The following is a 25,115-nucleotide window of genomic DNA, read 5'->3' on the forward strand; positions in this document are numbered from 1 at the left end:
TGGAATTTTGCAATCTTCCGGCGCGCCGGGCGCCTCGATCCCGACGATCCGGCAAATGCGCCAGATATGCCCCCGAAATCACGCAACGGATTGACAAGGTCGGCGGTCAGCCAGTTCGCATCGCCGGCGCACCACGTCGCAGCCGGTAAAAAAGATGCGCGATCAAAGGGCACCGCGTCACTTTTCCCAATCATTGCGTGCCTCCCAAACGTCGCCAGACGCCGTGCGGATAAACCCCGCTGCACCTGCGTGTGCAGCGTTCCGGAATTCCGGCTTGTGTGCACAGCAGATTTTTCATTATGCATTAATGACCATAATTTATACAAAATTTCAAGATTTTTGTACAAGCATTCAGGTTATATTATTCACAGCCCACCAGAATAGAGGTGACCGGCCGCCTGCAAGCGCGTTGGCAAATCGGTGCACCAACCCTGAATGAAGCCATCATACCGAGGCAAAACGACCGAGGTTTCGGCCAAAGCCCGAATTCAGATGAAACGACAGCGCGCCAATCCACGGGACCTTACGATATTGCGGTCCTGCGTCTTTACCTTGGCCTGCAGCGCATCACTTTGATGGCGACCGGCGGTCGCCGGTTCGGGACGCGGAACGCCAAGGTCGGAGCGTTCGCGACCCAAAGGGCCTACCGGACCTTCTGGCCGGCCAGGCCGATCGCTCCAGCGTTGCGCTGTGGCTCCGCGCGTTCGTCGCAACGTCCCAGCCCTTCGAGCACAGCTCTCAGGGCGTTCGATGATCGATTTGGCGGATAAGCCCCTGATTTCATGACAAATTTATCTGCAACCACCCGCACACACCTTCAACATTCCAAGCTTCTGAAATTGCTTGCGTTATTTGTTCATACTTCGAATGAAAACATATGGAGAATCGCCAAACGCATAATCGAAGACCTTCTCCGGCCTCTTTGGCAGGCACTACAGGTTCAAACAAAGGCTCGCAACCAACGCCATCGGCAGCGGACTGTTCCCGACGGCGGTCAAACCGTTGGAATCAGCCCCTTTTCGGTCACCCTGAACCGGCCGAACTCCCTCAGCTCGCCAAATAAGGTGCCCACCACACCACGCGGCCAACCGCCGGTATTGGCCGATCCTGTGCTGGCCTGATGCGATGCCGATGGAGCGGAAGCGATTTGCAAACCGCGCATCAAGGATCGCCAATAGGTGCTTCCGGAGATGGGCTATTCACGTCTGCAGGAGGCAATAGTCAATGTATGATCGTGCGCGCGAATTTCTGGATCGCCTGATTCAATTCGATACGGTTTCGCGCAACAGCAATCTCGAATGTGTCGATTGGATTCAGGAAACGCTTGGCGCCGCGGCGTCGATGGCATTACCGATACCCCATCGCATTGAGCCAAAGAGCAGCCTGCTCCTCAGATTTGGTCCGGCGGAACCGGGTGGCATCGCTCTGTCGGGACATCTTGATGTCGTGCCGGTCGACGGACAGAAGTGGTCTAGCGATCCCTTTTGCCTTTCCGAAAGGGATGGCAAGCTATACGGGCGCGGAACCTGCGACATGAAGGGCTTCGTGGCACTTGCCATGGCGCTTGCCTCGGAGATCGACAGTGCGCGCCTGGTTCGTCCGCTCTGGCTTGTTTTGACCTATGATGAAGAAATCGGTTGCCTGGCGGCCGAAGAGGCGGCGACGACGCTGGCCAGACAGGCAGGCACGCCCGATATCGTTGTTGTCGGCGAGCCGACATCCATGCAGCCGGTCGATCGGCACAAGGGAATAAGCATATTGCGGCTACGTGCCAGAGGAGCGGCCGCCCACTCCTCAAATCCGGACCTGGGTGCGGGCACAATCGTGCCGGTCTCGCGCTTTGTGGCCGCGATCGCTGATTACTTCGACGAACGAACGCACCAGCAAGCCCGCGGCACAAACGACGATGCAACGACATTCAACGCTGGATGTCTTGCGGGCGGCAACGCTGTCAACATCGTCCCGGCCGAGACGATCCTCGATTTCGAATTCCGCGAGATCGACGATGATCCGGACGAAATTTTGCGCGACGTGCGCACCTTGGCCGACATACACATCGCGCGCGATTTGCGCGCAGCGGGAATTGAGGCACCGGTCGATCTGGAACGCATAATCTGGTGCCCGTCCCTGTCACCGGAGCACAATGCAAAGGCGACCCGCGTTGCATCCAAGCTGTCCGGCAATGCGGTCGGCGATCCGGTCGCATTCGGCACCGAAGCGGGCTTTTTTCAAAATGCCGGTTTTTCAGCCGTCGTGTGCGGCCCGGGCGGTATAGAGCAAGCGCATCAGCCCGACGAAAATCTGTCTCTCGAACAGTTTTCCATCGCCGCAAGATTCATGGATGCGCTTGGTGAGCATCTAGCCAGATGAAAACAACCGTTTCGCAGCAGCTAAGGAGATCGGGATCGAGATGCATCACGCTTTGACGACGGATTCCGGTTCGTTTCCGATCACCACCCATGAGGTGCTGAACCAAAGCGGTCCCTTTGTGGGCGTAAACATTTACGACGGGGATGCCATATTATCCGCGGCCGTTGAGCGAGAGGGCGGTGGATGGGTGACTGAACGTGCGTCTGCCCTCGGTGCAGCGGCGGGCGATCCTGAAGTACAGGAACATTCATACCTTGCCAACAAACACGGCCCGGTTCTGCGAACGCACGACCGTTTCGGCAACCGGATCGATGCGGTTGATTTTCACCCCAGCTATCACGCGCTGATGCAGCTTGCCTTCGGCTCCGGCGTGCATGCCCTATCCTGGACGGAACCCAGGGAGGGTGCCCACGTCGCTCGTGCGGCGCTCAGCTTTGTCTGGAACCAGATTGAGAGCGGAATCGGGTGTCCGACAGGTATGGCCTATTCTTCGGTGCCCACTTTACGGAAGGTTCCTGAAATCGATCGTGTGTGGACGGACAAGATTATCGCGCAAGACTACGATCCCCGACCCATCGCGGTCGGTGAAAAGCAAGCCTGCACGATTGGTATGGCGCTGACGGAGAAACAGGGCGGATCAGACCTGCGGGCCAATTCGACATTTGGGATGCCTGCAGGGCTGCGTGGCGAGGGCCAGGAGTATCGCCTCACCGGCCATAAATGGTTTTGCTCCGCACCGATGAGCGATGCGTTCCTGACCCTTGCACAGACGGACAACGGTCCGTCGCTCTTTTTCGTTCCGCGCTCGCTTCCCGATGGAACCCGCAACCGCTTCTTCATTCAGCGCTTGAAGGATAAAGCTGGCAACCGTTCAAATGCTTCAAGCGAAATCGAATATGAGGACACCTTTGCCCTGCTCATTGGTGAAGAAGGTCGTGGTATTCGCGCTGCCATGGAGATGGCGCACCTGACGCGTCTCGATTTTTCAATCGGCTCAGCGGGATTGATGCGATGGGCCTTGAATCTGACCTTGCACCACACGCACCACCGTCGCGTCTTTCAACGCACCCTCGCTGAACAGCCGCTAATGGAGAACGTGTTGGCAGACCTTTGCCTGGAGGTCGAGGCGGCCACGCTTCTCGGTTTCGCATTGGCTGGTCACATCGATCGCGCTGACCTTGTGGAACGTGACCGGCTGTTGGAGCGCCTTGTTACCCCTGCGGCAAAGTTCTGGAACTGCAAACGTGCGCCGGCTTTTGTTGCCGAATGCCTGGAGTGCCATGGCGGCAATGGCTTTATCGAAGAACAACCGATGCCACGGCTTTATCGGGAAGCACCGCTCAACGGCATTTGGGAAGGTACGGGCAATGTGGTTTGCCTGGATGTGGAGCGTGTGTTGACCCGCGAGCCTGATGCATTCGATGCCTTCATGGAAGAGCTGAGAACCGAGCGGGGCAGCAATGCGACGTTCGATCATTATGTCGACAAGATCGGAGATCTCGCCATCGGGCCGCTTCAAGGCCGCATGCGCCAGCTGACGATCGCAATGGCAACGGCCTATGAGGGGTTGCTGTTTCTGCGCCATTCTTCGACGGACGCGGCTGCACTGTTCATCGAGAGCCGCCTTGGCAATCTGCCAAACCGCGCGTTCGGGAGCTTGCCGGCGGATGCCCGATTAAGGGGTGTCATCAGGCGCACCCGAGTTGCTTGAGAGGCCTGCATGTCACGATATCTTTGCCACGACCAGCCCCAACTATCCGAACTTGAGACGTCGGTCGTTGACTGGCGCCCCGGCCGCGTTCGCCTCGACCGCTCGCCATTCTATCCCGGAGGTGGCGGGCAATTGGCCGATCGCGGCCACTTGTCGTGGCGTAATGGAGACGTTTCCATTACCGGGTTCGAAGCCGAAGCCGACGGGCTCTGGCACTTGCTCTCCGCTAACGATGAGATCGATGGCGCGATCAAAGTCCGGATCGATCAGCCCTTTCGCGAGCTGATGAGCGAGCTCCATACCCTATCCCATGTCGTCAACAACTTCGTTTTCGAAGAATTTGGCGGTGCTCTGGTGACTGGGGTTCAGATGGCCGAAGATGGATCCTTTCGCATCGATTTCGATCTGCCAGGCGCTGACAACGACCGTCTTCGTGGCATGGTAGACGAGATCAACGATGCTCTGCGTCAGGATTTTCCCGTGCGGCAGGAGTATCTGTCCGAAGAGGCAGTGGGATCGGAACCCGGCCTTATCCGCTCGAAGGCCGTCACGCCGCCGCCACAACCCGATGGAACGATCCGCATCGTCGATATTGTCGGGCTCGACCGGCAAGCTTGCGGCGGCACGCATCTGTTTCACACGGGGCTTGCGCGTTCAATTCGCATTCTGAAGGTCGAAAACAAGGGGCGACAGAACCGCAGACTTCGCGTGGGCATCGCTGACCTTTTTAATGACTGAGCGCTTTCACCAATCGCGAGAGATATCAGCGCGCATTCCCGGCAAAGAGGGCATGGCAGCGCTACCGGATTTCGACGATCACGAGCAAGTGGTGTTCTGTTCCGAGGAGAGCGCCGGACTACGGGCCGTTATCGCACTCCACGACACCCGCCTAGGGCCCGCGATCGGAGGGTGCCGCATGTGGGCCTATGCTGACGAAACAGCAGCCGTTGTCGATGCGCTGCGGCTGTCACGCGCGATGACTTACAAGGCGGCCATGGCAGGCCTTGATCTTGGCGGAGGAAAGAGCGTGATTATGGGCAATCCGCGTCGGGCCAAGACGCCTGAACTGCTGCAGGCCATGGGTCGGGCCGTCAACCGATTGTGCGGACGTTACATCACCTCGGAGGATGTCGGCACGTCAGTGGCGGATATGAGCGAGATACGCAAGGCGACCCGGTATGTCGTAGGACTTAGCGAAACAGAAGGCGGAAGCGGCGATCCCTCGGCAACCACCGCTGAGGGAACCGTTATTGGCATTCGCGCGGCGGTAGGCCATGCATTCGCGACCACGGACCTGCGCGATGCGCGCATTGCCGTGCAGGGTCTCGGCGATGTCGGCTGGCACGTCGCCGACAGCCTTGCACGGCAGGGTGCCGAATTGATCGTCAGCGACACGATCCCGGAACGGATCGAGAGGGCGGTTGTCGAGTTTCGCGCCAGTGTCGCTGAACCCGGCCGGATCTACGATGAGCCGATGGACGTCTTTGTACCATGCGCGCTTGGCGGGATCATTGATGACTCGACGGTCAATCGCCTCAAGGCCAGGGTCATAGCCGGTGCAGCCAATAATCAATGCGCCCGCGACTGTCATGCACAGGCACTGCAGGATCGTGGTATTCTGTTCGCACCGGACTATATAATAAATGCCGCCGGACTGATCCGGGTGGATTCTGAACGCCGCGGTTTTGACCCCGAATGGGTGGAACAGAAAGTCCGGTCGATCGGGAAAACACTGAAGCAGGTTTTTCTTGCTGCCGAGCAATGGAACGTGTCCACCCTTGAAGCGGCTCAAAGATTGGCGCTTAAACGCCTGACTTCACATAAATAATACGTAAATTTAATTTACATGGCACGATCGGACACGAGAAACAATTCACGCTACTGGCAGGATCCTTCCGTGCCGGGATTGTCCTGTTTGTGGGCAGACTTCACGACTCACGAATACGCACCCCATGTTCATGATGCTTACGTAATTGCAACGACCGTTGCAGGCGGTGCTGAGTTCAAAAGTCGGGGCGTTGTCGATCATGCCGAGACGTCACGTCTCCTCGTCTTCAATCCGGGAGAACCGCATTCCGGGTGGATGGGAGCGAGCAAACGCTGGCGTTACCGTTCCTTCTATCTGACCGACCGTGCCATGATGGCCATTTGCAAAGGTCTTGGCTCCGAGCGTCTGCCATTCTTTACCCGCAACGCCCTATCGGATCCCGACTTGTCCCGCCGTTTTCTCGATTTGCACCGCTCCATGGATGAGGGCACGGAACCGTCCAAGACGCGACAGCTGATCTATACATCTTTCGCCCGTTTGTTTGACCGCCATTCCGACGCGGAGTTGCCCAGCAAACGGGCAGGAAAAGAGCCGTTGATTGTTCGTCGAACGGTCGAAATGCTGAACGAGCACTACAGCCAACCGGTTTCACTGGACGATATTGCCGACGATCTGGACGTGACGCCTTTCCATTTGATTCGCGTTTTCACCAAGCAGATGGGAATCTCGCCCTACGCCTATTTGACGCAAATCCGTTTGAAGACGGCATGCAGACATCTCAAACGGGGCGTGTCGTTCGCAGAGGCGGCATTGGCTGTCGGCTTCTACGACCAAAGTGCACTGAACAAGCACTTCAAGAAGACCTACGGCATCACACCGAGCCAGTTCAGGAATTCCTGCCTGAGCTGAAACGGTCAACTTTCGCCAATAGTTTTCACAAAAGACGCGGCACCAAGGACCTTTGAGCCCGCCTCAGAGCGTGGCGTGCATGGAGCGGCATCCGCCGGCTGAAGGTTATGGCATCAGATACGATATATCCGCTCGTCAATCCCAACCCGAGTTTTCCGGAGATCGAAAAGGCGGTCCTCGAACGGTGGAAACAGAGCCGTATTTTTGAGCGCTCCGTCAGCGAAAGACCCATCGCAACACCGGACGGCAGGACAAACGAATTCGTTTTCTATGACGGGCCGCCTTTCGCGAACGGCCTGCCCCACTATGGTCATCTGGCCACGGGTTTCGTGAAGGATCTCATTCCCCGCTATCAGACCATGCGCGGACGGCATGTCGAACGCCGTTTCGGCTGGGATTGTCACGGGCTTCCGGCCGAGCTGGAAGTTGAAAAGGAACTGGACTTGTCCGGCCGGGAAGAAATTCTTGCTTATGGCATGCGCGCGTTCAACGAAAAATGCCGGGAATCGGTCCTGCGCTATACCGAAGAGTGGGAGTGGTATGTCACGCGCGCCGCACGTTGGGCCTCGTTTGACAACGATTACAAGACCATGGACCTGTCGTTCATGGAGAGTGTCATCTGGGCGTTCAAGACCCTGTGGGACAAGGACTTGGTCTATCAAGGCTACCGTGTGGTCCCCTATTCCTGGGCCGTCCAAACGCCACTGTCCAACTTCGAAACGCGATTGGATGATTCCTACCGTGATCGCGATGACCCCGCATTGACGGTCCGCTTTGCACTCATGGACCCGATCGACGGTTTGAAGGCGCAGATATGGTCCTGGACGACAACACCATGGACCTTGCCCTCAAACTTGGCCCTTTGTGTCAATCCGGACATTTCCTATGCGCTCATGCGATACGATGAGCATCTTGTTGTCCTGGCAAAGGATGCCGTGCCGCGCTACGAGCGTGAGCTGGAGGCCTATTCGCTTGTCGGCGAAATGAGTGGTTCCGAGTTGTCGGGGAGGACTTATGAGCCGTTGTTCCCCTATTTCGCAAAGCAGGAAAATGCGTTCCGCGTTCTGCTTGGTGAATTCGTCGGAGCCGAGGACGGGACAGGTATCGTTCATATTGCGCCTGGATTCGGTGAGGAAGACCTGGAGGTCGCCCAGGAAAACGACATCGACCTGATCGTGCCGGTTGACGCCAAGGGTGCGTTCACGAGCCTTGTGCCGGACTACGAGGGGCAAAACGTCATTCATGAGGCTAATCCCGCTATCATCCGCGATCTCAAGGCCATGGGCAAAGTCGTACGTCACGAGCAGTACCGACATACCTACCCACATTGCTGGCGCACCGATGAACCGCTCATCTACATGGCAGTCCAATCCTGGTACATCAAAGTCAGCACGATTGCCGACCGGATGGTCGAACTTAATCAGCACATCAACTGGACACCGGCCCACGTGAAGGATGGCGTGTTCGGCAATTGGCTTGCCAATGCGCGTGACTGGAATGTCAGCCGGAACCGCTTCTGGGGATCGCCCATCCCTGTTTGGCAAAGCGACGATCCTGCATATCCAAGGACAGATGTCTACGGATCCCTTGATGAGATCGAGCGTGATTTTGGCATTCGGCCGACCGATCTTCATCGACCCGAAATCGACGCGTTAACGCGCCCGAACCCGGATGATCCCACCGGTCGAAGCACAATGCGCCGGGTGCCGGAAGTGCTGGATTGCTGGTTCGAATCCGGCTCGATGCCCTTTGCGCAACTTCATTATCCCTTCGAGAACAAGGACCGGTTTGATCGCAATTTTCCGGGCGATTTCGTGGTCGAATACGTGGCTCAGACCCGTGGCTGGTTCTACACCATGATGGTAATGGCAACCGCCCTTTTTGATCGCGCACCGTTCAGGAACTGCATCTGCCACGGCGTGGTTCTCGACGAAAATTCACAAAAACTCTCCAAGCGACTGCGCAACTATCCAGATCCCGTCGACGTGTTCAATACCTACGGTGCAGATGCGCTGCGGTGGCATATACTTGCATCTCCACTGATGACAGGCGGCAATCTGAGCATGCGGCGTGATGGCAAGGACATTGCCAAATCGATGCGCGCTGCGATTATTCGCCTCTGGAGTGCCTATTCCTTCTTTTCACTTTATGCCAACGCCGGAGCAATGCGGGGAGAGATCGTCAAAGACGCCGATGACGTTCTTGATCGCTACATTCTTGCAAAAACCCGCGAGTTCGTGACCGACCTGGAGGCCTGCCTCGACAATTACGACCTGCCGGGTGCCTATGCCGTCGTTCCCGGTTTCGTTGATGCCCTGAATAACTGGTACATTCGTGGCAAGCGGCGCGCGTTTTGGGAAGCCGGGCCGAAAAATCGAGGCAGCTTCGACGCCCTCTTCACCGCGTTGACCACGTCAGCAAGGGCGCTAGCGCCGCTGATGCCACTTCTGGCCGAGCATATTTATGTGTCCCTCACCGACGATGAAAGCGTTCATCTGGCACCATGGCCGGATACGGAGGATCTGCCGCGGGATCAAACGCTCGTGCGATCGATGGACCTCGCGCGCGAAGCCTGCGCGGGCGCCTTGAGCATCAGAGAGAACGCCAGGCTTCGGTTGCGTCTGCCACTCGCAAAGCTTGTCGTGGCACATGCTGAGGCAGACGCGCTTGGGCAGCATCTTTCTCTCATGCAGGAGGCGGTGAATGTCAAACAGGTCGAACTGCAAACGGAGATCGAAAAACTTGGTGTTCCGCAAGTTCGTGTTGATCCGCGTTTGGGCAAAAGGCTTGGGGCACGCATGAAGGATGTTCTGGCCGCTCAAAAGAACAACCTTTACGAGATATCCGACGATGGCACATTACGAATTGCCGGAGTGAAGGTTGCATCGGATGAGTATGAGATCAGGATCGCGGTCAATGAGGGCATAGCGGCGGCACCTATCGACGGCGGCCGCGGTGCAGTCGCCCTCGATACGGTCATCCTGCCCGAATTACAGCGCGAGGGATGGTCGAGGGACATAATTCGAAGTGTGCAACAGGCACGCAAGGATGCCGGGCTCGACGTTTCGGACCGGATACATTTGCAACTCGGGCTTGCCGACGGATTGGTCGAGGCCTTTGAAGAACATGCCGAGCAGATCGCCAGCGAGACCCTGGCGACGGAGATTGAAAGCGTTCCAGCCGCCTCGATTGAACCACTGGCAACGGAGATGATCGACGGGTTTCAGATCGCAATCCGGTTTGAAAAAACCGCAGCAGGTCCTTGAAATGGTCACAACCTGAAAAAACGTCCGATCAGCTGAGTTCAGCCACGTGTTGCAGCCGGCCGCAAATTCCTCCGACCGCTATTGACGTCTGCCACACCAACTTGCGCGGACAGGGTCGCCAAACGCCCAACGCTTGCCCGTCCAATACTTTGGGCGGCAGATGTTGCGATGACAGTGTTCCCGGTGGTGATCTTAAGCCTGGTTTTTGTGCATTTTGTTCTATTGCCCGCAGACACTCAGAAATGGATCGGCACGAATACGTTCGTGACGGTCCCCGCGAGAAGCAGCAACAGAAACGAAACCGCGACCAGAATTATTTGCACAGCAAGCGGCAAGCTCTTCATTGACATTGAATCATGCCCGCCGGAGTGCCCTTGATGAGACATCTGCTCGTCAAGATGAGCCTTGCTCACCGTCCCGGACATTTCCGGGTTTATCTCGGGAGATCGATGACCCAGGTGGGGCACATCCTTGCCGGGAAGGGTCATGCAGCCGTGCTTGAGATGCGATGCCACCAGCCAGTAATTCACCGGAAAAGCGGTGACCAAGCCGACAATAGATGCCAGGCTCATGCGAAACCAGAACTCCGCAGACAAGGGATCGGTGGAGTTTGGCCACAAACTTGCCAAAACCACCATTGTCGGCAGCATTCCGGCCATCACGCAGTTCATCGAAACCGTTTCCGCAAAAAGGGTTTTTCGAACCGCTTTCCAGTAGTCTCCGTCATACATGCCGCGCATCATCATAGCCTGAAAAACAAACAGACCGACAACAAAACCGGCAGTATATTCAAGGATACTGTCCCATCCATTCGTAAGGCCGAGCACCGGAACGATTGACGCTGCAATCAAGATGCCCGTCGCATCGCCCGCAAGACAGTGCATTTCACTGTTAAGCGCCTGTTTCCAGGGCTTGTTCGTAAATGCATCGTGAGCACCCGGAAATGGCCTGCGGCAGGCCATCAGATACAGAAAACAGCCGATTGGACCTGTATATGCGACCACGAGTATCCATGCGGCGCGCTGAACCCAACTCGTGACACCGTTGAATACGGAATCCCAGATAACAAAAGCAAGGCTGGCAACCGAGAGCACAAACCAGGTGATCATTGCACCTTCAAGCATGCGGTTCCTCCAACGATGTCAATATCTCGAAGAAAAGACGCCCTGAACCGGAATTTCAAATGAAGATGCAAACCACCTCCATTGCCCCGTTGCCTAGCCATAACCGCGGACCACTTCAATGCGGGAGGCTCAGAAACAAGCCGATGAGACATTTGTCATGTGAAGTTCGATACGCTGGTCACATTATATTTTATATTTCAAATTTTTACGGAACTTGTTCGTGCTATTGTCTGGAGAATGCGTAACTCCCTAAGCCGTAGAATCAAACTTTCATAGTTTTGAAAAAATTGTTCCCGAGTTGACTGTCAATACGGCTCCGATTGTCACGTTCGCAATACGAGGAGGGTACCGGAAGATGTACGGACTTTCGAGGCGGGCCTTTTTGTCGGTTGCAGCGGGATTTGGGAGCTTGGCGGGCCTTTCGCTTGTATCAGCGGCCCGCGCATCTGACCGCCCTACCATGCCAGTCCCCCCCGAATTGCGGGCAGACTCCAGCGGATCAATCGCGCTGCGGACCGAAGCCGGCACAGGTCAGTTTCTCCCCGGCATCACGACGCCGACCTACGGTATCAATGGACCCTTTCTCGGTCCGGCCATAAGAGTGCGGCGCGGCGATCAGATATCGATGAATGTGACCAACGGTCTCGACGAGAATACAACCATGCACTGGCATGGTCTGAAAATACCAGGCGATGTCGACGGAAGTCCTTACACCGTTATCAAACCCGGCGACACCTGGAGACCGACACTCAATATCGACCAGCCGGCCGCCACATGCTGGTTCCACCCGCACTTCTACCCGACCACCGCTGAGCAGGTCATCAAAGGCCTTGCCGGCCTGTTCATTATTGACGACGATGAAACCGATACTCTTGGCCTGCCGTCGCGATGGGGCGTCGACGATATTCCGATCATAATCCAGGACCGGCGTTTCAATTCCAACGGAACCTTCTTTCACCGTTTTAACCTTGCCGCAGTGACAACCGGCTATGTCGGCGACACCATGCTCGTCAATGGCGCCCACGATCCGGTCGCAAGGACCGCGCGCGGTTGGTTGCGCCTGCGCCTTCTCAACGGTTCAAATGCCCGGACATACCGCCTGGCCGCCAGCGACAGACGATCGATGTTTGTGATTGCGGGAGACGGAGGATTGCTGGCGGAACCCGTCGAACTGAAGGAACTGACGATCTATTCCGGCGAGCGTTACGAGGTGATGGTCGATGCTCGTGATGGCGTTCCATTCGACATGATGACACTGCCGGTCGACCAGATGGCCATGAGCCTGCCTCCCTTCCATGCCCCGCTCCGGTTGGTAACCGTCAATCCCGAAGGCGTGGACATTGCGGGCGCGCTGCCGGACACGCTGGTTGAGGTTCCTCCATTGGTCAAAAACCAGCCGCCGGTCAGCCAGGAACTCGTTATGGAGATGAATATGGATGACCAGGGCATGGGCGCGTTCAAGGCGGCAGGTCTGATGGAAATGACGCAATCAGGAAAGGCTGATCCGAATATCATCAAGGCCGTCAACAACCTGATCACAGATGGACCGGCACTTCCGCTCAAGACGCAACTAAGCGCCAACGCGGTCAACGGCCAGCCTTTCGAACTCGGCACCGTTCCGTTCTCGGCTCCGCTGAAAACGGATCTACGCTGGAAAATCTCCGAAGGAACGGACAGCATGTACCATCCGGTCCATATCCACGGATGTCAGTTTCGAATACTCGAGTTGAATGGTGCCGCGGTTCCGGCACACATGGCGGGGTGGAAGGATATTGCACCTGTTCTGAAGGGCGGGTCGTGCACAATCCAGATTCGATTTGACCACCCTGCGGGCAAAGAGGCGCCGTTTATGGCGCATTGTCACAATCTTGAACATGAGGATTCAGGAATGATGACGAATTTCACCGTCGGCTGACCGGGAACCCGGTATGGAATGAGACGGGAATCGGAGGCTCTATTTTTCCATGAAGATCGTTTCGATCGCACCATTCGGTGTCGTGACACTCTGAAGCATACAGCACCGGAGGTCTTTTGGTGACTGCCGGCTAAGTTCGCGCAACCCGGTTTCAATGGTCGACATTGCCGGGGGCCCTTCCCCTTCGTTCCTCAATTGCCTGCGCTTCAGCTCTCGCGCATCGCATGGGCTATCTGATCGACGATCGGTTCCGTAAGAAAACTCAGAACGGTGCGGTCCTCAGTCGTTACAAATGCCTCGACCGGCATTCCGGGCACGAGTTCTTGCCCAGCCAGTTTCTGCAGCTCATCCTTCGGTATCCCCAGCCTGATCCGATAATAGCGTTGCTGTGTGTTTTCATCATGCGTCTGGTCTGCGGCAACGGTCCGGACCCGCGCCGACAGTTTTGGTGTCGTGCGATGGTCAAGGCCCGGAAACCTGATTTCAGCTAACTGCCCCACCTGCACCTGATCGATGTCGGTCGGCGTCACCCTGGCATCGACAACAAGCGTGTCGTTCCTGGGTACAAGTTGCAGCAATGTGGCGCCGGGCGGCACAACCCCGCCGACGGTATGGGCGGCGAGTTGATGCACAAAACCTGCTTGCGGGGCTCGTATCTCCAATCGCCGGAGCTCATCCTGAGCCTTGACTTTCTGGAGCTCCAGTTCCGAGATATTCAAGGTAACGTCCTGCAGCTCCTGCAGGATTTCCTCGCGTGTATCCTCTTCCACCTGGAGCATCTGCATTTGCCGCTCGCTGATCGTTTCCCGCACGCCGGCGATCTGCGACAGGAGTTCGCTGTTTTCCCCCTGAACGCGGGTCTTGTCGCGCTTGAGCTGCGTGACGCGATTCTTCGTGACCAGTTTTTTCTCAAACAGCTGTTCCACACCCGACAATTCATCGTCCACGAGTGCGAGCTCGTCGTTCTTTGTGCCAAGGCGCGCTTCAAGCCCCTCGATCTGTTTGGTCAATTGCGCAACTTGATCCTCTGATTGCTCCCTGCGCTTTTCCAGGCTGCCGCGACGCGCACTCAACAACAAAGATTGGGTATGTTCGATTTTCGCATATTCTTCGGCGGGAAGGTTTTCAGAGCGCTCGGGAAATTCGATTTTCTCGCTGCCGTCACGCTCCGCCAGAAGCCGCGCCTGCCTCGCCTTCAGCTCTGCAAGCTGGTTGCGAATGATCGAATGGTTCGTCCTTGCCGTGGTGTCATCAAGGCGGATCAAGAGGTCGCTTGCCTCGACTTCCGATCCTTCGCGGACGAGGATTTCACGCACAATCCCCCCTTCGCGGTGCTGGATCTGCTTGACCTCGCTCTCAACAACAATATTGCCGGTTGCGATGACGGCGCCCGAGATTCTGGTGAAAACCGTCCACCCCCCGCCGACGAAAACCAGGATCAGGACAACCGCGCCGGCAATCCGGACATGATTTCGTATGCTGTCCGCATTGGTCGTCGCGCCCGGGCTCGAACGCCCCAATCTCGAAATAAGTGCATTCAACATTGCTGGCTCGCCTTTACCGGCGCGATCGAACTCCGCAGGACCTCTTCCTTGGGACCAATTGCGGCGACCCGCCCTTCCTTCAACAAAAGCACCTTGTCGACCGAAGCCAACGCCCGCGGACGATGCGCAATGAGCACGATGATTGATCCGCGTTGCCGCATGGCCAAAAGCGCGTCCGCCAGCGCGGCCTCGCCGTCTGCGTCAAGATTTGAATTCGGTTCGTCAAGAACCAGCAGGAACGGGTTTCGGAAAAGGGCGCGGGCCAACGCAATCCTCTGTTTCTCGCCGCCTGAAAGGGCGACGCCTTGCGCGCCGATCAGGGTGTCATACCCCTTCGGCAGCCCGACGATAAGCTCATGCACATTTGCCTGCGTCGCCGCCGCAACGATCTCGTCGGATGTTGCGCCGGAATCGAAACGGGAGATGTTCTGGGCCACCGTTCCATCGAACAACTGAAGGTCCTGCGGCAGATATCCCACAAAGCGCTTGCGGGCTTCGTCGTCCCACTGGTCAAGTGCGGCACCATCCAGCCGGACCTCGCCATTGGAAATCGTTGCAGCCCCCACAATCGCTTTGGCGAGCGTGGATTTGCCGGAGCCTGAAGGCCCCAGAACGGCTATCCCCTCTCCGGCGTTCAGGGCCATCGACGCACCCATAATTACGGGTTCACGCACACCAGCCGGTGCACAGTAGAGCTTGTCAATCTTCAAGTTACTGCTCGGCGTGCGAAGCTGCGTAACCTGCTCCACGTTCGGAGCAAGCTCCATAAACTCCTTCAGCCTGCGGAAACTTTGCCGAGCCCCGATGAACCCGCGCCAATGCGAGACGGCCTGCTCGACAGGCGCCAGTGCGCGCGACATCATGATCGAAGATGCGATCATTACACCTGGGGAGATTTCCTGCTTGATCGCCAACCATGCGCCGACGGCCAGAATGCCGGATTGCAGAACGAACCGGACTGTCTTGATAGCCGTTGCAAAGAAACCGCTCCAATCGGCGGCGGCACGCTGCCCGGCAAGGTAAATGTCGTTTTCGGCGTTCCACCTTTCCGAAAGCGCATTCTGCATGCCCATCGCCGTGACGACCTCGGCGTTGGTCCTGCTCTCTTCGACCAGCGTCGCGCGCCGTGTCCTCGTTTGCGCTGCATCCGCGGAAGCGGTGCGGGACACAAATTCGTTGAGCACGACAAGCAGCGAAATAGCGATCGCGCCCAAAAGCGCGACCACTCCAAGCGTCGTGTGAAAGAGGAAGATCACGCTGAGATAAACAGGCAGCCAGGGAACGTCAAAAACCGCCGAGGGTCCGCTGCCGGACATGAACGCCGTGACGCTATCCAGATCCTGCACTGGTCTGACAGAATGCCCCCTCGCCCCGTAATTTACCGGAACCCTGGTAGACAAGGCATATGCTTGAGCGGAAAGATCGACGTCGACCTGCTGCCCGATACGCAGCAGTATCCTCGATCTCAAACCTTCCAGGACACCGAAAAACAAGTAAAGCACGAGAGTCAGAAAACCGAGCGCGAGAAGGGTCGGCACCGAGCCGCTGGCAAGCACACGGTCGTACACCTGAAGCATAAAGAGCGGCCCCGTAAAGGCGAGCAGGTTCACCACGAGACTGATGCCGGCGACACTCAGAAGCCATCCGCGCAACGATGAAATAACGTCCCGGATGCTCTGCTTTTCCATGGGGTTTTTCTGAAGAGCACCGTACTGCCCTACCCCAAACGCTTCACTGCTTGCCACTGACATCCTAAAACCATTCCTACGCAAAACCTGGCTATTTCTTTTTCAGGTAATATGTTGATTAAATGTCATAATTTTGATTTTTTTTGGACTATTTGCAGAAATTGACAAGTTTTTGACACATAAAAATCTACTTTTACTTAATATCACGCAATATTAACAAATAATATGGGTTTTTTATTTGTTTTCTTTCAATTCTTACTGTGAGCGTCTCCGTGCGGGCGATTACGTTGAGTAAGGAATTGAGTTATGGAAGGCACATTCGAAGATTTTCTGGCAGCGCTCCTCGCGTTTGAGTCCGGTTGGGACCGTGAGCGGTACAACGCCGGCATTATTCAGGATTGGCAGCTGGACCAATGGGCCGGCGGAACCGTCAGCAGCTTCTACCCAAATCGCAGCAGTTGGAGTGAATTGACCGATGACGAATGGGAAACCATGGCCTATCGCTCGATGAACACGCTGGGCTTTGTCGGCTTTCAGTTCGGCGAAGCATTGCTGATCGACCTGGGCTACTACGACGACGACTTCTATTACGGCAACGGCGCTGCTTCCAACACTTGGGACGGCACCTGGACGGGCAAGAACGGGGTTAACTCGCTCGAGGACTTCATGACGCAGGACGCTCAGGATGTCGCCATCCGCGAAGCTTTCGGCTACAACCTCGGCTTCATTGAAAACGGTTTGAATGCTCAGGGCCGCAGCCTGGACGAATTCCTCGGCACGACCATCAGCTACACAACCGGCGGACAGACCGTTCCGGTCGAAGTCACGCTGACGGGCGTCGCTGCCGCAGCACACCTGCGCGGCGCAACCTCCGTTGTGAACCTGCTGCTGGACGGCACCTTGAGCAATGACGAGTTCGGCACATCGATCCTTCAGTACATGGATCAGTTCGGTGGGTACGATTCCCCACAGGCCGAAGAGTTGATTGCCTACTACGAAGGCCGCCTGACGGGCGATGAGGGTCTTGGCACACCGGGTGACACGTCGGACGACGACACGACAAATGACGGCTCAACAAACGGCGGAACCGCCTCGGACGGTACCGCGGGCGTGAGTGCCGCGACAGCCGATGTCGTAATCGATTGGGCTTGGGGAACGAATGCCGTCGAGACGAGTTTCAATCCGGCGACAGACACTATTTTCGTCGGCTGGCTCAAGGCAGAGCATATCGACGTTGCCGAGAGCAATGGCAACGTGGTGTTCTCCATCCCCTCCAACAACCAGACGGTTACCTTGCAGGGCGTGAGCCTTTCACAGCTGTCGGCACAGAACTTCACGTTCCTGGAGCCTTCTGCTGCCGCGGAAATTCTTTCGCTGGTCGGTCAGGGCTCCGATGGCGACGGCACCGGTGACGATGCCGGAGACGACGCTGGCGGTGACACCGGAGGCAATGCCGGCGGTGGAGCTGACGACGATGCAGGCGGCAACACTGGCGGCAACGCTGGCGGCGGTACGGGTGGCAACAACGGCGGCGGAAACGCCGGCGGCGATACCGGTGGATCCGGTGAAGCGCCCATTATCGCGGCCTATTTCCCTGAATGGGGCATCTATGGGCGCGACTTCAACGTTGCCGACGTGGAAGCGGACAAGATCACCAACCTGATCTACGCCTTCGTCAACGTCAACGACCAGTTCGAGATCCAGTTGCATGACCCCTGGGCAGCAACGGATAAAGCGTTCCCGGCCGAAGACAGTGTCGATGGTGTTGCAGATACCTGGGACCAGGCGATTGCCGGTAACTTCAATCAGCTTGCCGAGTTGAAGGAGGAAGACCCGCATCTGACCGTTCAGCTTGGTATCGGCGGATGGACGCTTTCCCAGCACTTCAGTGACATGGCCTCGACCGCTCAGGGACGTGCCACGTTCATCGACAGCGTCGTTCAGTTCCTGCAGGACTACCCGATGTTCGACGGCATCGACTTCGACTGGGAGTACCCTGGCGGAGGCGGCCTTGCCGGAAACTCCGCAAGCGAAGACGACGGCGCGAACTTCACTCTGCTTGCCGCAGAGACCCGTGCGGCTCTGGACCAGCTGGAAGCAGATACCGGCCGGACCTACACAATCTCCGCCGCACTTCCGGGTGGCCATGACAAGATTGAAAATCTTGACATTCCGGGCCTCGCCGAAAGTCTCGATTTCATGAACATCATGACATACGACTATTACGGTGCCTGGCAAAACACCACCGGCCACCTGGCGGGTATGTATGACCTGACGGGCGGTGACTACGACATCACCACATCCATCCAGATGTACCTGGATGCCGGCGTTGACCCAAGCCAGATCGTTCTGGGCCTGCCTGCCTACACACGTGCATGGGGCGGTGTTTCGGTCGACAATCCGAGCGACGCCTGGAACAGCTCAAGCAGTGGCGGAGCTCCCGGAACCTGGGAAGCCGGCAACTATGACTACAAGGACCTGCTTGCCGAGTTGCAGGCAGTCGACAGCGATTGGGGTCTCTACTACGATGACAACGCCCAGGCCGCTTTCCTCTACAACCCGACACTCGGCATCTTCAGCTCCTTCGAGACACCGTCAACCATCGCTCTGAAATCGGAGTGGGCGCAGTCTCTGGGTCTTGGCGGCGTGATGTTCTGGGACCTGTCCGGGGACAGCAGCGGCTCTGAAAGCCTCATTACCGCAGCCTATAACTCGTGGTTCGAAGGCATGACCTTCTACGAGATCGATGACGCTTCGGCGCTGGAGTTCGATGCGGTCTATGGCGGTGACGGAGTGTTCGCTCCAATCGCTGAATCCGACACGCCCCCGACCGATCTGCCCGACGGCTCCGGTGACGATGCTGGCGATGATGCCGGTGACGGTTCCGGCGATGACACGGGCGGCGATGCCGGGGATGACGCCGGTGACGATACTGGTGGCAACACCGGTGGCGGTACTGGCGGAGGTGCCGGTTCAGGCGCAAGCGGCAACGGCACCGCGGGCGTGAACGCCAACACCGCCGATGTCGTCGTCAACTGGGCGTGGGGAAACAATGCCACAGTGACGGACTTCGATCCGGCAACCGACACGATCTATGTCGGCTGGTTCACATCCGCGACAATCGATGTGAGCGAAGTCAACGGCAGCACCGTGTTCTCAATCCCGTCAAACAACCAGACGGTAACGCTGCAAGGCGTCGGACTGACTCAATTGTCGGCTGCGAACTTCACGATCATGGATGATTCGGCAGCTCAGGAAATCCTGGCCCTGGTCGGACAGGAACCAACCGATACGGGTGGCGACACCGGTGATGGTGCCGGCAATGATGACGGCGGCAATGCCGGAGACGATGATGGCGGCAACGGCGGCGATGATGCCGGGAACGGTGACGGCACCGGTGATAACGGCGGATCCGGACCGTTTGTCGGCGGCGGGCAGACCTTTACCGTCGGCGAAAACACGGTCATCACCGACTTTGATCCGACCACCGATGTGCTCGATCTGGGGCCGTACTCGATCCACGACCAGTTCGCGGTTGATACGCCTGACGGCTTCATGATGCTGAACATGTGGGACAGCAACAGAAACACGTTGCTGGAAGGCGTCAATCTCGGTGATCTTTCTGCGGAGAACTTCGCGCCGATCAATGACGCGCATCTGCAGCAGGACATGAGTGCGATCCTGGCCTTTGAAAACGGCTCCGGCCTTGTCAGGCCGAACACCGTCTACATCCGCTCGCACGAAGAAGGACTGGAAGAGATCGTCGACTTCAACCCGGCGACCGACAAGATCAGCTTCTTCTATCTTTCGGTACGTGGTGATGGTCAGCGCAACTTCGCTGTCGAGGATACGGACGAAGGCGCACGGTTCTACAACCCGTTGACGGGTCAGAGCCTTACGCTTCGCGATGTGTCCTTCTCCGAGCTGGACAGTTCCCACTTCGAATGGCGTGCAAGCCAGCTTGAGGACAGCATCGCGACCCGGATGGGACTGGATGCCGTCGTTGATGGCTTCAGCTACGTCAGCGAGAACGTCTTTACCGGCAAGAGCGTTGAGATGGCGGGCGGCGTGGACCGTGCCCCGTATCACAGCGAGCAGGGCTATGAAGAGTACACCGGCACCCCGATCGGAAACGGCTCGGATGATGGCGGTTCCGGCGATGACTCGAGCGTTGATCCGGGCGGTGATCCGGGCGACGGTGGATCGGATAGCGGCACGGGCGATGACTCCGCGCCGATCGGCGTGACCGTCACCGGTGGCTCGGTCACGGAGGCCGACCCCGGCATGGACCACGTGCATGACGATGGATCAAGCCATGTCCATGATGACGGGCACCGCTACATCAACTTCACGGTCACGCTCGATGCGCCGGCCACTGAAGAGCTCACGCTGACCTATGCGACATCGGACGGTACGGCCGTTGCCGATACGACCAGCGACGTAGCCTGGGACTATCATACGGCGACCGGGGACCTTGTCTTCGCCGCCGGCGAGCAGACCCGGACCGTGATGGTCGCGGTGCATCCCGACACGCTGGTGGAGGGCACCGAAACCTTCACCTTCGCGGTGTCCGGGGACAATGTCACTGGCACACTCGAAGCCGTCGGTACCATCTTCGACAACGATACCGAAGATACCGGCGATGACGGTGCAGGCGGTGACTCCGGCTCTGACTCCAATACCGGAAACCAGATCGAGGACGTGGTGCAAGTCAACTGGGACTGGGGCACCGAGGAAACCATTTCGGATTTCGCGCCGTCGGAAGACCTGATTGATTTCGGAGCGATGAAAGCAGACCTCATCGAAATCACGGAGTCCGACGGAGATCTCCACATAGAGATCCTTCAAAATGGTGGCCACAAGTACATTCTGGAAAATGTGCAGGCTGAGGATCTCGCCTTGGCGAACCTGTCCGCCCCCGACTGGAACGACGATGTTCTGCACGGCAGCAATGGCGTCGTGCAGAAACTGACGGTCCTCGGCAACGACGACCTGGCATGACGTCAACAGACGGCAAACCCGTCTAGACGCCTGACCGCAACCGGTCAGCGCATTGCGCTGCACCGAGATTGCATCAACGCACTGCTCAGGAGCGAGACTTGGTCTGAAGTCTCGCTCCTGATTGTTTTTTCAATGACAGCGTACGGCAATTTGTCCGCGCGCTGATCGAAGAAACCACAAACCCCATTGGAAACGTGATTGAGGAAGCGGGCAAATAAGCCGACGAATCCATACAGGCGATTGTCCCGGGGCTTTCCTGTCAGGCGTCGCGGCGGCCGGGTATGGTCTTCTCAACCCCGACATGAATTCTCGTCCGGGTCGCCGCGCTCGGAACTGGTCTTGACAGTTGCCAGTTCACCGGCGGTCAGGCCTTCGACAATTTCCAGGAATTCTTTCCGTTTACGGCCAAAGCAGACGTTTGCGCTGGCACATCGTTGGAACACTTCAGATTCGCGCGATCCCTGACATTGATCGAATATCAATGACCATTTCAGATTTTCCGAAAGCTGCCCTTTGGCAGATCATCAATCCAGATAGTCAAACCTCGGAATCACATCGAGGACGTCGAGAACCGGTTCTCCGTCCTGCTTCGTTGGCATTCTTCCTTCATTGAACAGCGACGCATACCCGTGAACAAATGCCCAGAGCATGAGTTGGGTTCGAAGGTTCTCAGTATCCGGGCCAAGCCTTGGTCCGCGTTTTTGCCAATCCAATCCCTCTGCAATTTCTTCCAGGACAGAATAGCTTTCGCGTCCCGCCGCCATAAGCTCATCTCCAGCGTTCTCGTGGAAGCGGGGAGAAAACATGAGGCTGAACAAAGCCTGGTTTTCACGCGCAAAGCGGACATAGCCTTTTGATGCTGCGTCCAGGCGCTCCCGCCCATTGGATGCGCCTTCAACGCCCTTTCTCATTTCGGCCGCGTGCCGTCTGAATCCCTCTGCTGCGATCGAGGCAAGTAGACCGTGAAAGCTGCCAAAGTGATTCTTTGGCGCGGTATGGCTCACGCCAACTCGCGAAGCGATAGCGCGTAATGAAAGAGCATCAAGACCTTCCTCTTCAAGGATCTCCAAGCCAGCCTGGATCAATGCAGGTTTCAGATCTCCGTGGTGGTAACCTTTTTTATTATTGTGTCTCAATGCGTTGGCCCTAACATATTTCCATTGTAAATTTTTCGGCTTGCCTTTCAAGTCATTCACATAGATATTTCCAGTGGAAATTTACATTGGAGATATATTCATGAACCCCGAAGCGTATTTTTCCTTGGCTGGTATTGCCGCCATGGCCGGGTGGGTGATGCTCATTTTGGGGCCAAGGCGCTTCGCATGGTTCAATTTCATTCCGTGCTGGTTGATACCGGGCGCCATCTCAGCTCTCTACTCTGTTTTAGTACTGACGTGGTTTTCTTCCGCCGAGGGCGGCTTCGATAGCCTGGCGTCGGTTGCAGCGCTTTTTGAGAATGACTGGGCATTGTTGGCCGGTTGGGTACATTTTCTGGCCTTTGATCTGTTCGTCGGAGCGGTTATGGCGGCGCGGATGGATTATGCCGGGGTCGGACGTCTTGTTCAGGCACCGATCCTTACAACCACATTCATGCTTGGTCCATTAGGGTTCTTGCTTGCAGCGATGACCGAGCTTGGCCTGCGTTTAAGTATTCTCCCGACGCAAACACGCAGCATGAAAGGCACGTCAAATGTCATCGCTTGAGACGAGTTTCTCCAAGATCGGCAATGAGTACCCGTCACCCTTCAGAACACTTGCAGTCGCCGCCACTGCCCTCTTCCTTCTATCTGCACTTTGGGGATTCTTCGACACAAGGCTGATCGACGGTTCGCCAGTCTGGATGAAACCACTTAAATTCGCACTTAGCCTGGCAATACTGTTCGGTACACTGGAGATAGTGGAAAGGCGCCTTTCAGAACGTGTTCGCAACGGATGGACGCTAAGCATCACAGTCTTGGTAATGACGGCCGCGTTTCTCTCGGAAATGGCTTACATTTTCTTTCAGGCTGCGCAGGCTGAGGATTCGCATTTCAACTACTCCACCCCGTTTCACGAGTTTATGTACACAGTTGTGATGGCAGGTGGTGCAGTTGCATTGGTAGCCTGTGTCGGATTGATCGGCTGGCTTGTAAAGCGAGATGATGAAGCCGACCTCTCACCGGTGATGCGCGAGGCGATTTGGCTGGGCTTCATTTTGAGTTTCGTGCTTACGATGATCGTTGCGGGTTTCCTGAGCAGCAATGGAGGGCGATTTGTGGGCATTCATCCTGAAGGAGCCCCAACTATACCTCTGTTCGGCTGGTCCGGTGTGACAGGAGATTTGAGGCCGGCGCATTTTCTGTCGCTACACGCAATGCAGGTATTGCCGTTGCTGGCATTTTGGTTGGAGCGCCGCAAAGTCAAGCGGGCAATACGCGTCGTTCGATCTGTCGCGGTTGGATATACTTTGGTAACGCTGACTGTTTTCTCCATGGCGCTAGCAGGAATTCCGTTGATTCCGCTTGCATAACCAAGGTCGTGAGTTGTGTTTCTCAGCAGCCTGGGTGTCGATGTTGAGTTTTAGGTAACCACACAGGCAATTCTCACCAGGTCAGGACTTGTTAGCGGTCAACCGACTCTTGCGGCGAACCTTCGTAGTGATTGAATTCGATACGCTCGATGAAGCCTTCGATATATGGCTACTCTGATTGTCCAGTCGTTTCATTCGCTTCCGAATTGCCGGTTTCTTTCGCCGTCTCAGCAAGTATTTGCCAAACAGTCACAAAAACACCAGCGATAACGGGACCAATGAGAAGACCGGCCGCGCCAAACATGGAAAGACCGCCAAGCGTGCTGATCAGAATCAGGAGATCCGGCATTTTGGTATCACGTCCGACCAAAGTCGGACGCAGCAGATTATCGACTGTGGTAACGACAAGTAACGTCCATAGCAAAAGTGCAATTGCACTTACAGCCTGACCGGCAATGAACAAGTAAATTACGCCGGGAATCAGAACAAGACCGGGGCCGACACCGGGTATGACCGATAAGACGGCGATGATCATACTCCAAAACGCTGCTCCTGGAATGCCAGTCACCAGGAAGCCCAACCCACCCAGCAAACCTTGGATTACACCGATAACCAGCGTGCCCTTGATCGTTGCCCGGCTTACCGACATGACCCGGTCGGTCACCCGCGAGCGGGTCGTTTTCGACAGGCCCAGGAACCGCAGCAATTGCGTCAGGACATCAGTGCTCTCCTGTAGAAAAAACACCATTGCATAAGTCAGGACAAACAAGTTTATGAAGAAACTTGCCGTGCCTCTTGTCACAACCGACAAAGTACTCACGACAAAAACGGCAAGATTATCCGCCAGCTCTCCGACCTTTGAAACAACCGTCGGTGCGGCACGCTCCAGTTCCTGGCGGAACGGCAGCCAATCTGGCAGGTTCGAAAGCAAGCTTGTCAGATCGATGTCCCGACCAATTGATATGGCACTACCGGCTAAATCTTGTGCCTGAGAAGCAGCCAGAACGATTATTCCCAGGACCGGCGCCAAAATGCATACATATAAAAGTATCAAAGTTGCGGCTGCGGCTATACTCTTCCGGCCATACGATAGAGCCAAAATCCTGAGGTAGAGTGGCTGCGACATCGCGCTAAATACCGCCGCCAGGAAAAGGGTGATCAGGAAGTCCGAGATCATTCCGACAAACAACGCAGTGATGGCCAGCGCAGCCAGCCCGACTGCGAATACCTTGCTGTTCTGTACGGATTTGTGTTGGTAGTTCATGACGCGGATTCTACAGAACCGGTTCTATGCAATTCAAGCCATGCCG

Annotated in this window: 15 protein-coding genes; 10 read left to right on the plus strand and 5 right to left on the minus strand. The window is 56.6% G+C overall.

What is annotated here, in order from left to right; translation table 11 throughout:
- Positions 1-1,224: 1,224 nt before the first annotated feature.
- The 6 genes from argE (at position 1,225) to ileS (ending at position 10,024) form a co-directional block, all read left to right on the plus strand.
- A complete protein-coding gene (argE, locus tag OOZ53_RS07150) occupies positions 1,225-2,370 on the plus strand; it encodes an acetylornithine deacetylase (protein WP_271088688.1) in 1,146 nt (381 codons plus the stop codon).
- 40 nt (positions 2,371-2,410) lie between these two features.
- The gene (locus tag OOZ53_RS07155) at positions 2,411-4,081 is read left to right on the plus strand and encodes an acyl-CoA dehydrogenase family protein (protein WP_271088690.1); all 1,671 of its coding nucleotides are present in this window, start codon (positions 2,411-2,413) and stop codon (positions 4,079-4,081) included.
- A 9-nt stretch (positions 4,082-4,090) separates the two neighbouring features.
- Positions 4,091-4,819, plus strand: coding sequence for an alanyl-tRNA editing protein (locus OOZ53_RS07160; protein ID WP_271088692.1), 729 nt, complete (start codon positions 4,091-4,093; stop codon positions 4,817-4,819).
- A 52-nt stretch (positions 4,820-4,871) separates the two neighbouring features.
- Entirely contained in the window at positions 4,872-5,909 is a 1,038-nt protein-coding gene (locus tag OOZ53_RS07165) for a Leu/Phe/Val dehydrogenase (protein ID WP_271088693.1), read from the plus strand.
- Positions 5,910-5,978: 69 nt separating this feature from the next.
- Entirely contained in the window at positions 5,979-6,758 is a 780-nt protein-coding gene (locus tag OOZ53_RS07170) for an AraC family transcriptional regulator (RefSeq protein WP_271088694.1), read from the plus strand.
- A 107-nt stretch (positions 6,759-6,865) separates the two neighbouring features.
- Positions 6,866-10,024 carry an isoleucine--tRNA ligase gene (gene ileS / locus OOZ53_RS07175; RefSeq protein WP_271088695.1) on the plus strand — a complete coding sequence of 1,053 codons (3,159 nt, stop codon included), beginning with the start codon at positions 6,866-6,868 and terminating at the stop codon, positions 10,022-10,024.
- A gap of 236 nt (positions 10,025-10,260) precedes the next feature.
- Here ileS and OOZ53_RS07180 read toward each other — a convergent pair whose 3' ends face one another.
- Entirely contained in the window at positions 10,261-11,148 is an 888-nt protein-coding gene (locus tag OOZ53_RS07180; protein WP_271088696.1) for a DUF4396 domain-containing protein, read from the minus strand.
- A gap of 355 nt (positions 11,149-11,503) precedes the next feature.
- Between OOZ53_RS07180 and cueO the strand changes: the two genes are divergently transcribed.
- Positions 11,504-13,063, plus strand: a complete 1,560-nt coding sequence (gene cueO, locus OOZ53_RS07185; protein WP_271088697.1) for a multicopper oxidase CueO — start codon at positions 11,504-11,506, stop codon at positions 13,061-13,063.
- 206 nt (positions 13,064-13,269) lie between these two features.
- On the opposite strand, the gene OOZ53_RS07190 is transcribed toward cueO, so the two are convergent.
- Both OOZ53_RS07190 and OOZ53_RS07195 read right to left on the minus strand, forming a co-directional pair.
- Positions 13,270-14,607, minus strand: coding sequence for an HlyD family type I secretion periplasmic adaptor subunit (locus OOZ53_RS07190; protein ID WP_271088698.1), 1,338 nt, complete (start codon positions 14,605-14,607; stop codon positions 13,270-13,272).
- Positions 14,601-16,295 (minus strand): type I secretion system permease/ATPase, encoded by a 1,695-nt coding sequence (locus OOZ53_RS07195; protein WP_271088699.1) that lies wholly within the window; start codon positions 16,293-16,295, stop codon positions 14,601-14,603. Before OOZ53_RS07195 ends, OOZ53_RS07190 begins: the two co-directional genes overlap by 7 nt.
- Positions 16,296-16,601: 306 nt before the next feature.
- Between OOZ53_RS07195 and OOZ53_RS07200 the strand changes: the two genes are divergently transcribed.
- Positions 16,602-21,296 carry a glycosyl hydrolase family 18 protein gene (locus OOZ53_RS07200; RefSeq protein ID WP_271088700.1) on the plus strand — a complete coding sequence of 1,565 codons (4,695 nt, stop codon included), beginning with the start codon at positions 16,602-16,604 and terminating at the stop codon, positions 21,294-21,296.
- A 524-nt stretch (positions 21,297-21,820) separates the two neighbouring features.
- Here OOZ53_RS07200 and OOZ53_RS07205 read toward each other — a convergent pair.
- Positions 21,821-22,492 carry a TetR/AcrR family transcriptional regulator gene (locus OOZ53_RS07205; protein ID WP_271088701.1) on the minus strand — a complete coding sequence of 224 codons (672 nt, stop codon included), beginning with the start codon at positions 22,490-22,492 and terminating at the stop codon, positions 21,821-21,823.
- A 40-nt stretch (positions 22,493-22,532) separates the two neighbouring features.
- On the opposite strand from OOZ53_RS07205, the gene OOZ53_RS07210 reads away from it, so the two are divergent.
- Positions 22,533-23,000, plus strand: coding sequence for an ABA4-like family protein (locus OOZ53_RS07210; protein WP_271088702.1), 468 nt, complete (start codon positions 22,533-22,535; stop codon positions 22,998-23,000).
- Entirely contained in the window at positions 22,987-23,805 is an 819-nt protein-coding gene (locus OOZ53_RS07215; RefSeq protein ID WP_271088704.1) for a hypothetical protein, read from the plus strand. The genes OOZ53_RS07210 and OOZ53_RS07215 overlap by 14 nt, the downstream gene beginning before the upstream one ends.
- Before the next feature lie 169 nt (positions 23,806-23,974).
- Here the strand turns inward: OOZ53_RS07215 and OOZ53_RS07220 are convergent, their stop codons facing one another.
- Positions 23,975-25,069 (minus strand): AI-2E family transporter, encoded by a 1,095-nt coding sequence (locus OOZ53_RS07220; RefSeq protein WP_271088706.1) that lies wholly within the window; start codon positions 25,067-25,069, stop codon positions 23,975-23,977.
- Between the last annotated feature and the right edge of the window lie 46 nt (positions 25,070-25,115).

It is taken from the genome of Allohoeflea poritis, from assembly GCF_027889715.1.
In the GTDB taxonomy this organism is placed as follows: domain Bacteria; phylum Pseudomonadota; class Alphaproteobacteria; order Rhizobiales; family Rhizobiaceae; genus Hoeflea_A; species Hoeflea_A poritis.

What these genes read in the sequence shown, in the direction of transcription:
- argE (WP_271088688.1), top strand. Translation starts at nt 1,225, where the DNA reads ATGTATGATCGTGCGCGCGAATTTCTGGATCGCCTGATTCAATTCGAT.
- OOZ53_RS07155 (WP_271088690.1), top strand. Translation starts at nt 2,411, where the DNA reads ATGCATCACGCTTTGACGACGGATTCCGGTTCGTTTCCGATCACCACC.
- OOZ53_RS07160 (WP_271088692.1), top strand. Translation starts at nt 4,091, where the DNA reads ATGTCACGATATCTTTGCCACGACCAGCCCCAACTATCCGAACTTGAG.
- OOZ53_RS07165 (WP_271088693.1), top strand. Translation starts at nt 4,872, where the DNA reads ATGGCAGCGCTACCGGATTTCGACGATCACGAGCAAGTGGTGTTCTGT.
- ileS (WP_271088695.1), top strand. Translation starts at nt 6,866, where the DNA reads ATGGCATCAGATACGATATATCCGCTCGTCAATCCCAACCCGAGTTTT.
- OOZ53_RS07180 (WP_271088696.1), bottom strand. Translation starts at nt 11,148, where the DNA reads ATGCTTGAAGGTGCAATGATCACCTGGTTTGTGCTCTCGGTTGCCAGC.
- cueO (WP_271088697.1), top strand. Translation starts at nt 11,504, where the DNA reads ATGTACGGACTTTCGAGGCGGGCCTTTTTGTCGGTTGCAGCGGGATTT.
- OOZ53_RS07190 (WP_271088698.1), bottom strand. Translation starts at nt 14,607, where the DNA reads ATGTTGAATGCACTTATTTCGAGATTGGGGCGTTCGAGCCCGGGCGCG.
- OOZ53_RS07195 (WP_271088699.1), bottom strand. Translation starts at nt 16,295, where the DNA reads ATGGAAAAGCAGAGCATCCGGGACGTTATTTCATCGTTGCGCGGATGG.
- OOZ53_RS07200 (WP_271088700.1), top strand. Translation starts at nt 16,602, where the DNA reads ATGGAAGGCACATTCGAAGATTTTCTGGCAGCGCTCCTCGCGTTTGAG.
- OOZ53_RS07210 (WP_271088702.1), top strand. Translation starts at nt 22,533, where the DNA reads ATGAACCCCGAAGCGTATTTTTCCTTGGCTGGTATTGCCGCCATGGCC.
- OOZ53_RS07215 (WP_271088704.1), top strand. Translation starts at nt 22,987, where the DNA reads ATGTCATCGCTTGAGACGAGTTTCTCCAAGATCGGCAATGAGTACCCG.
- OOZ53_RS07220 (WP_271088706.1), bottom strand. Translation starts at nt 25,069, where the DNA reads ATGAACTACCAACACAAATCCGTACAGAACAGCAAGGTATTCGCAGTC.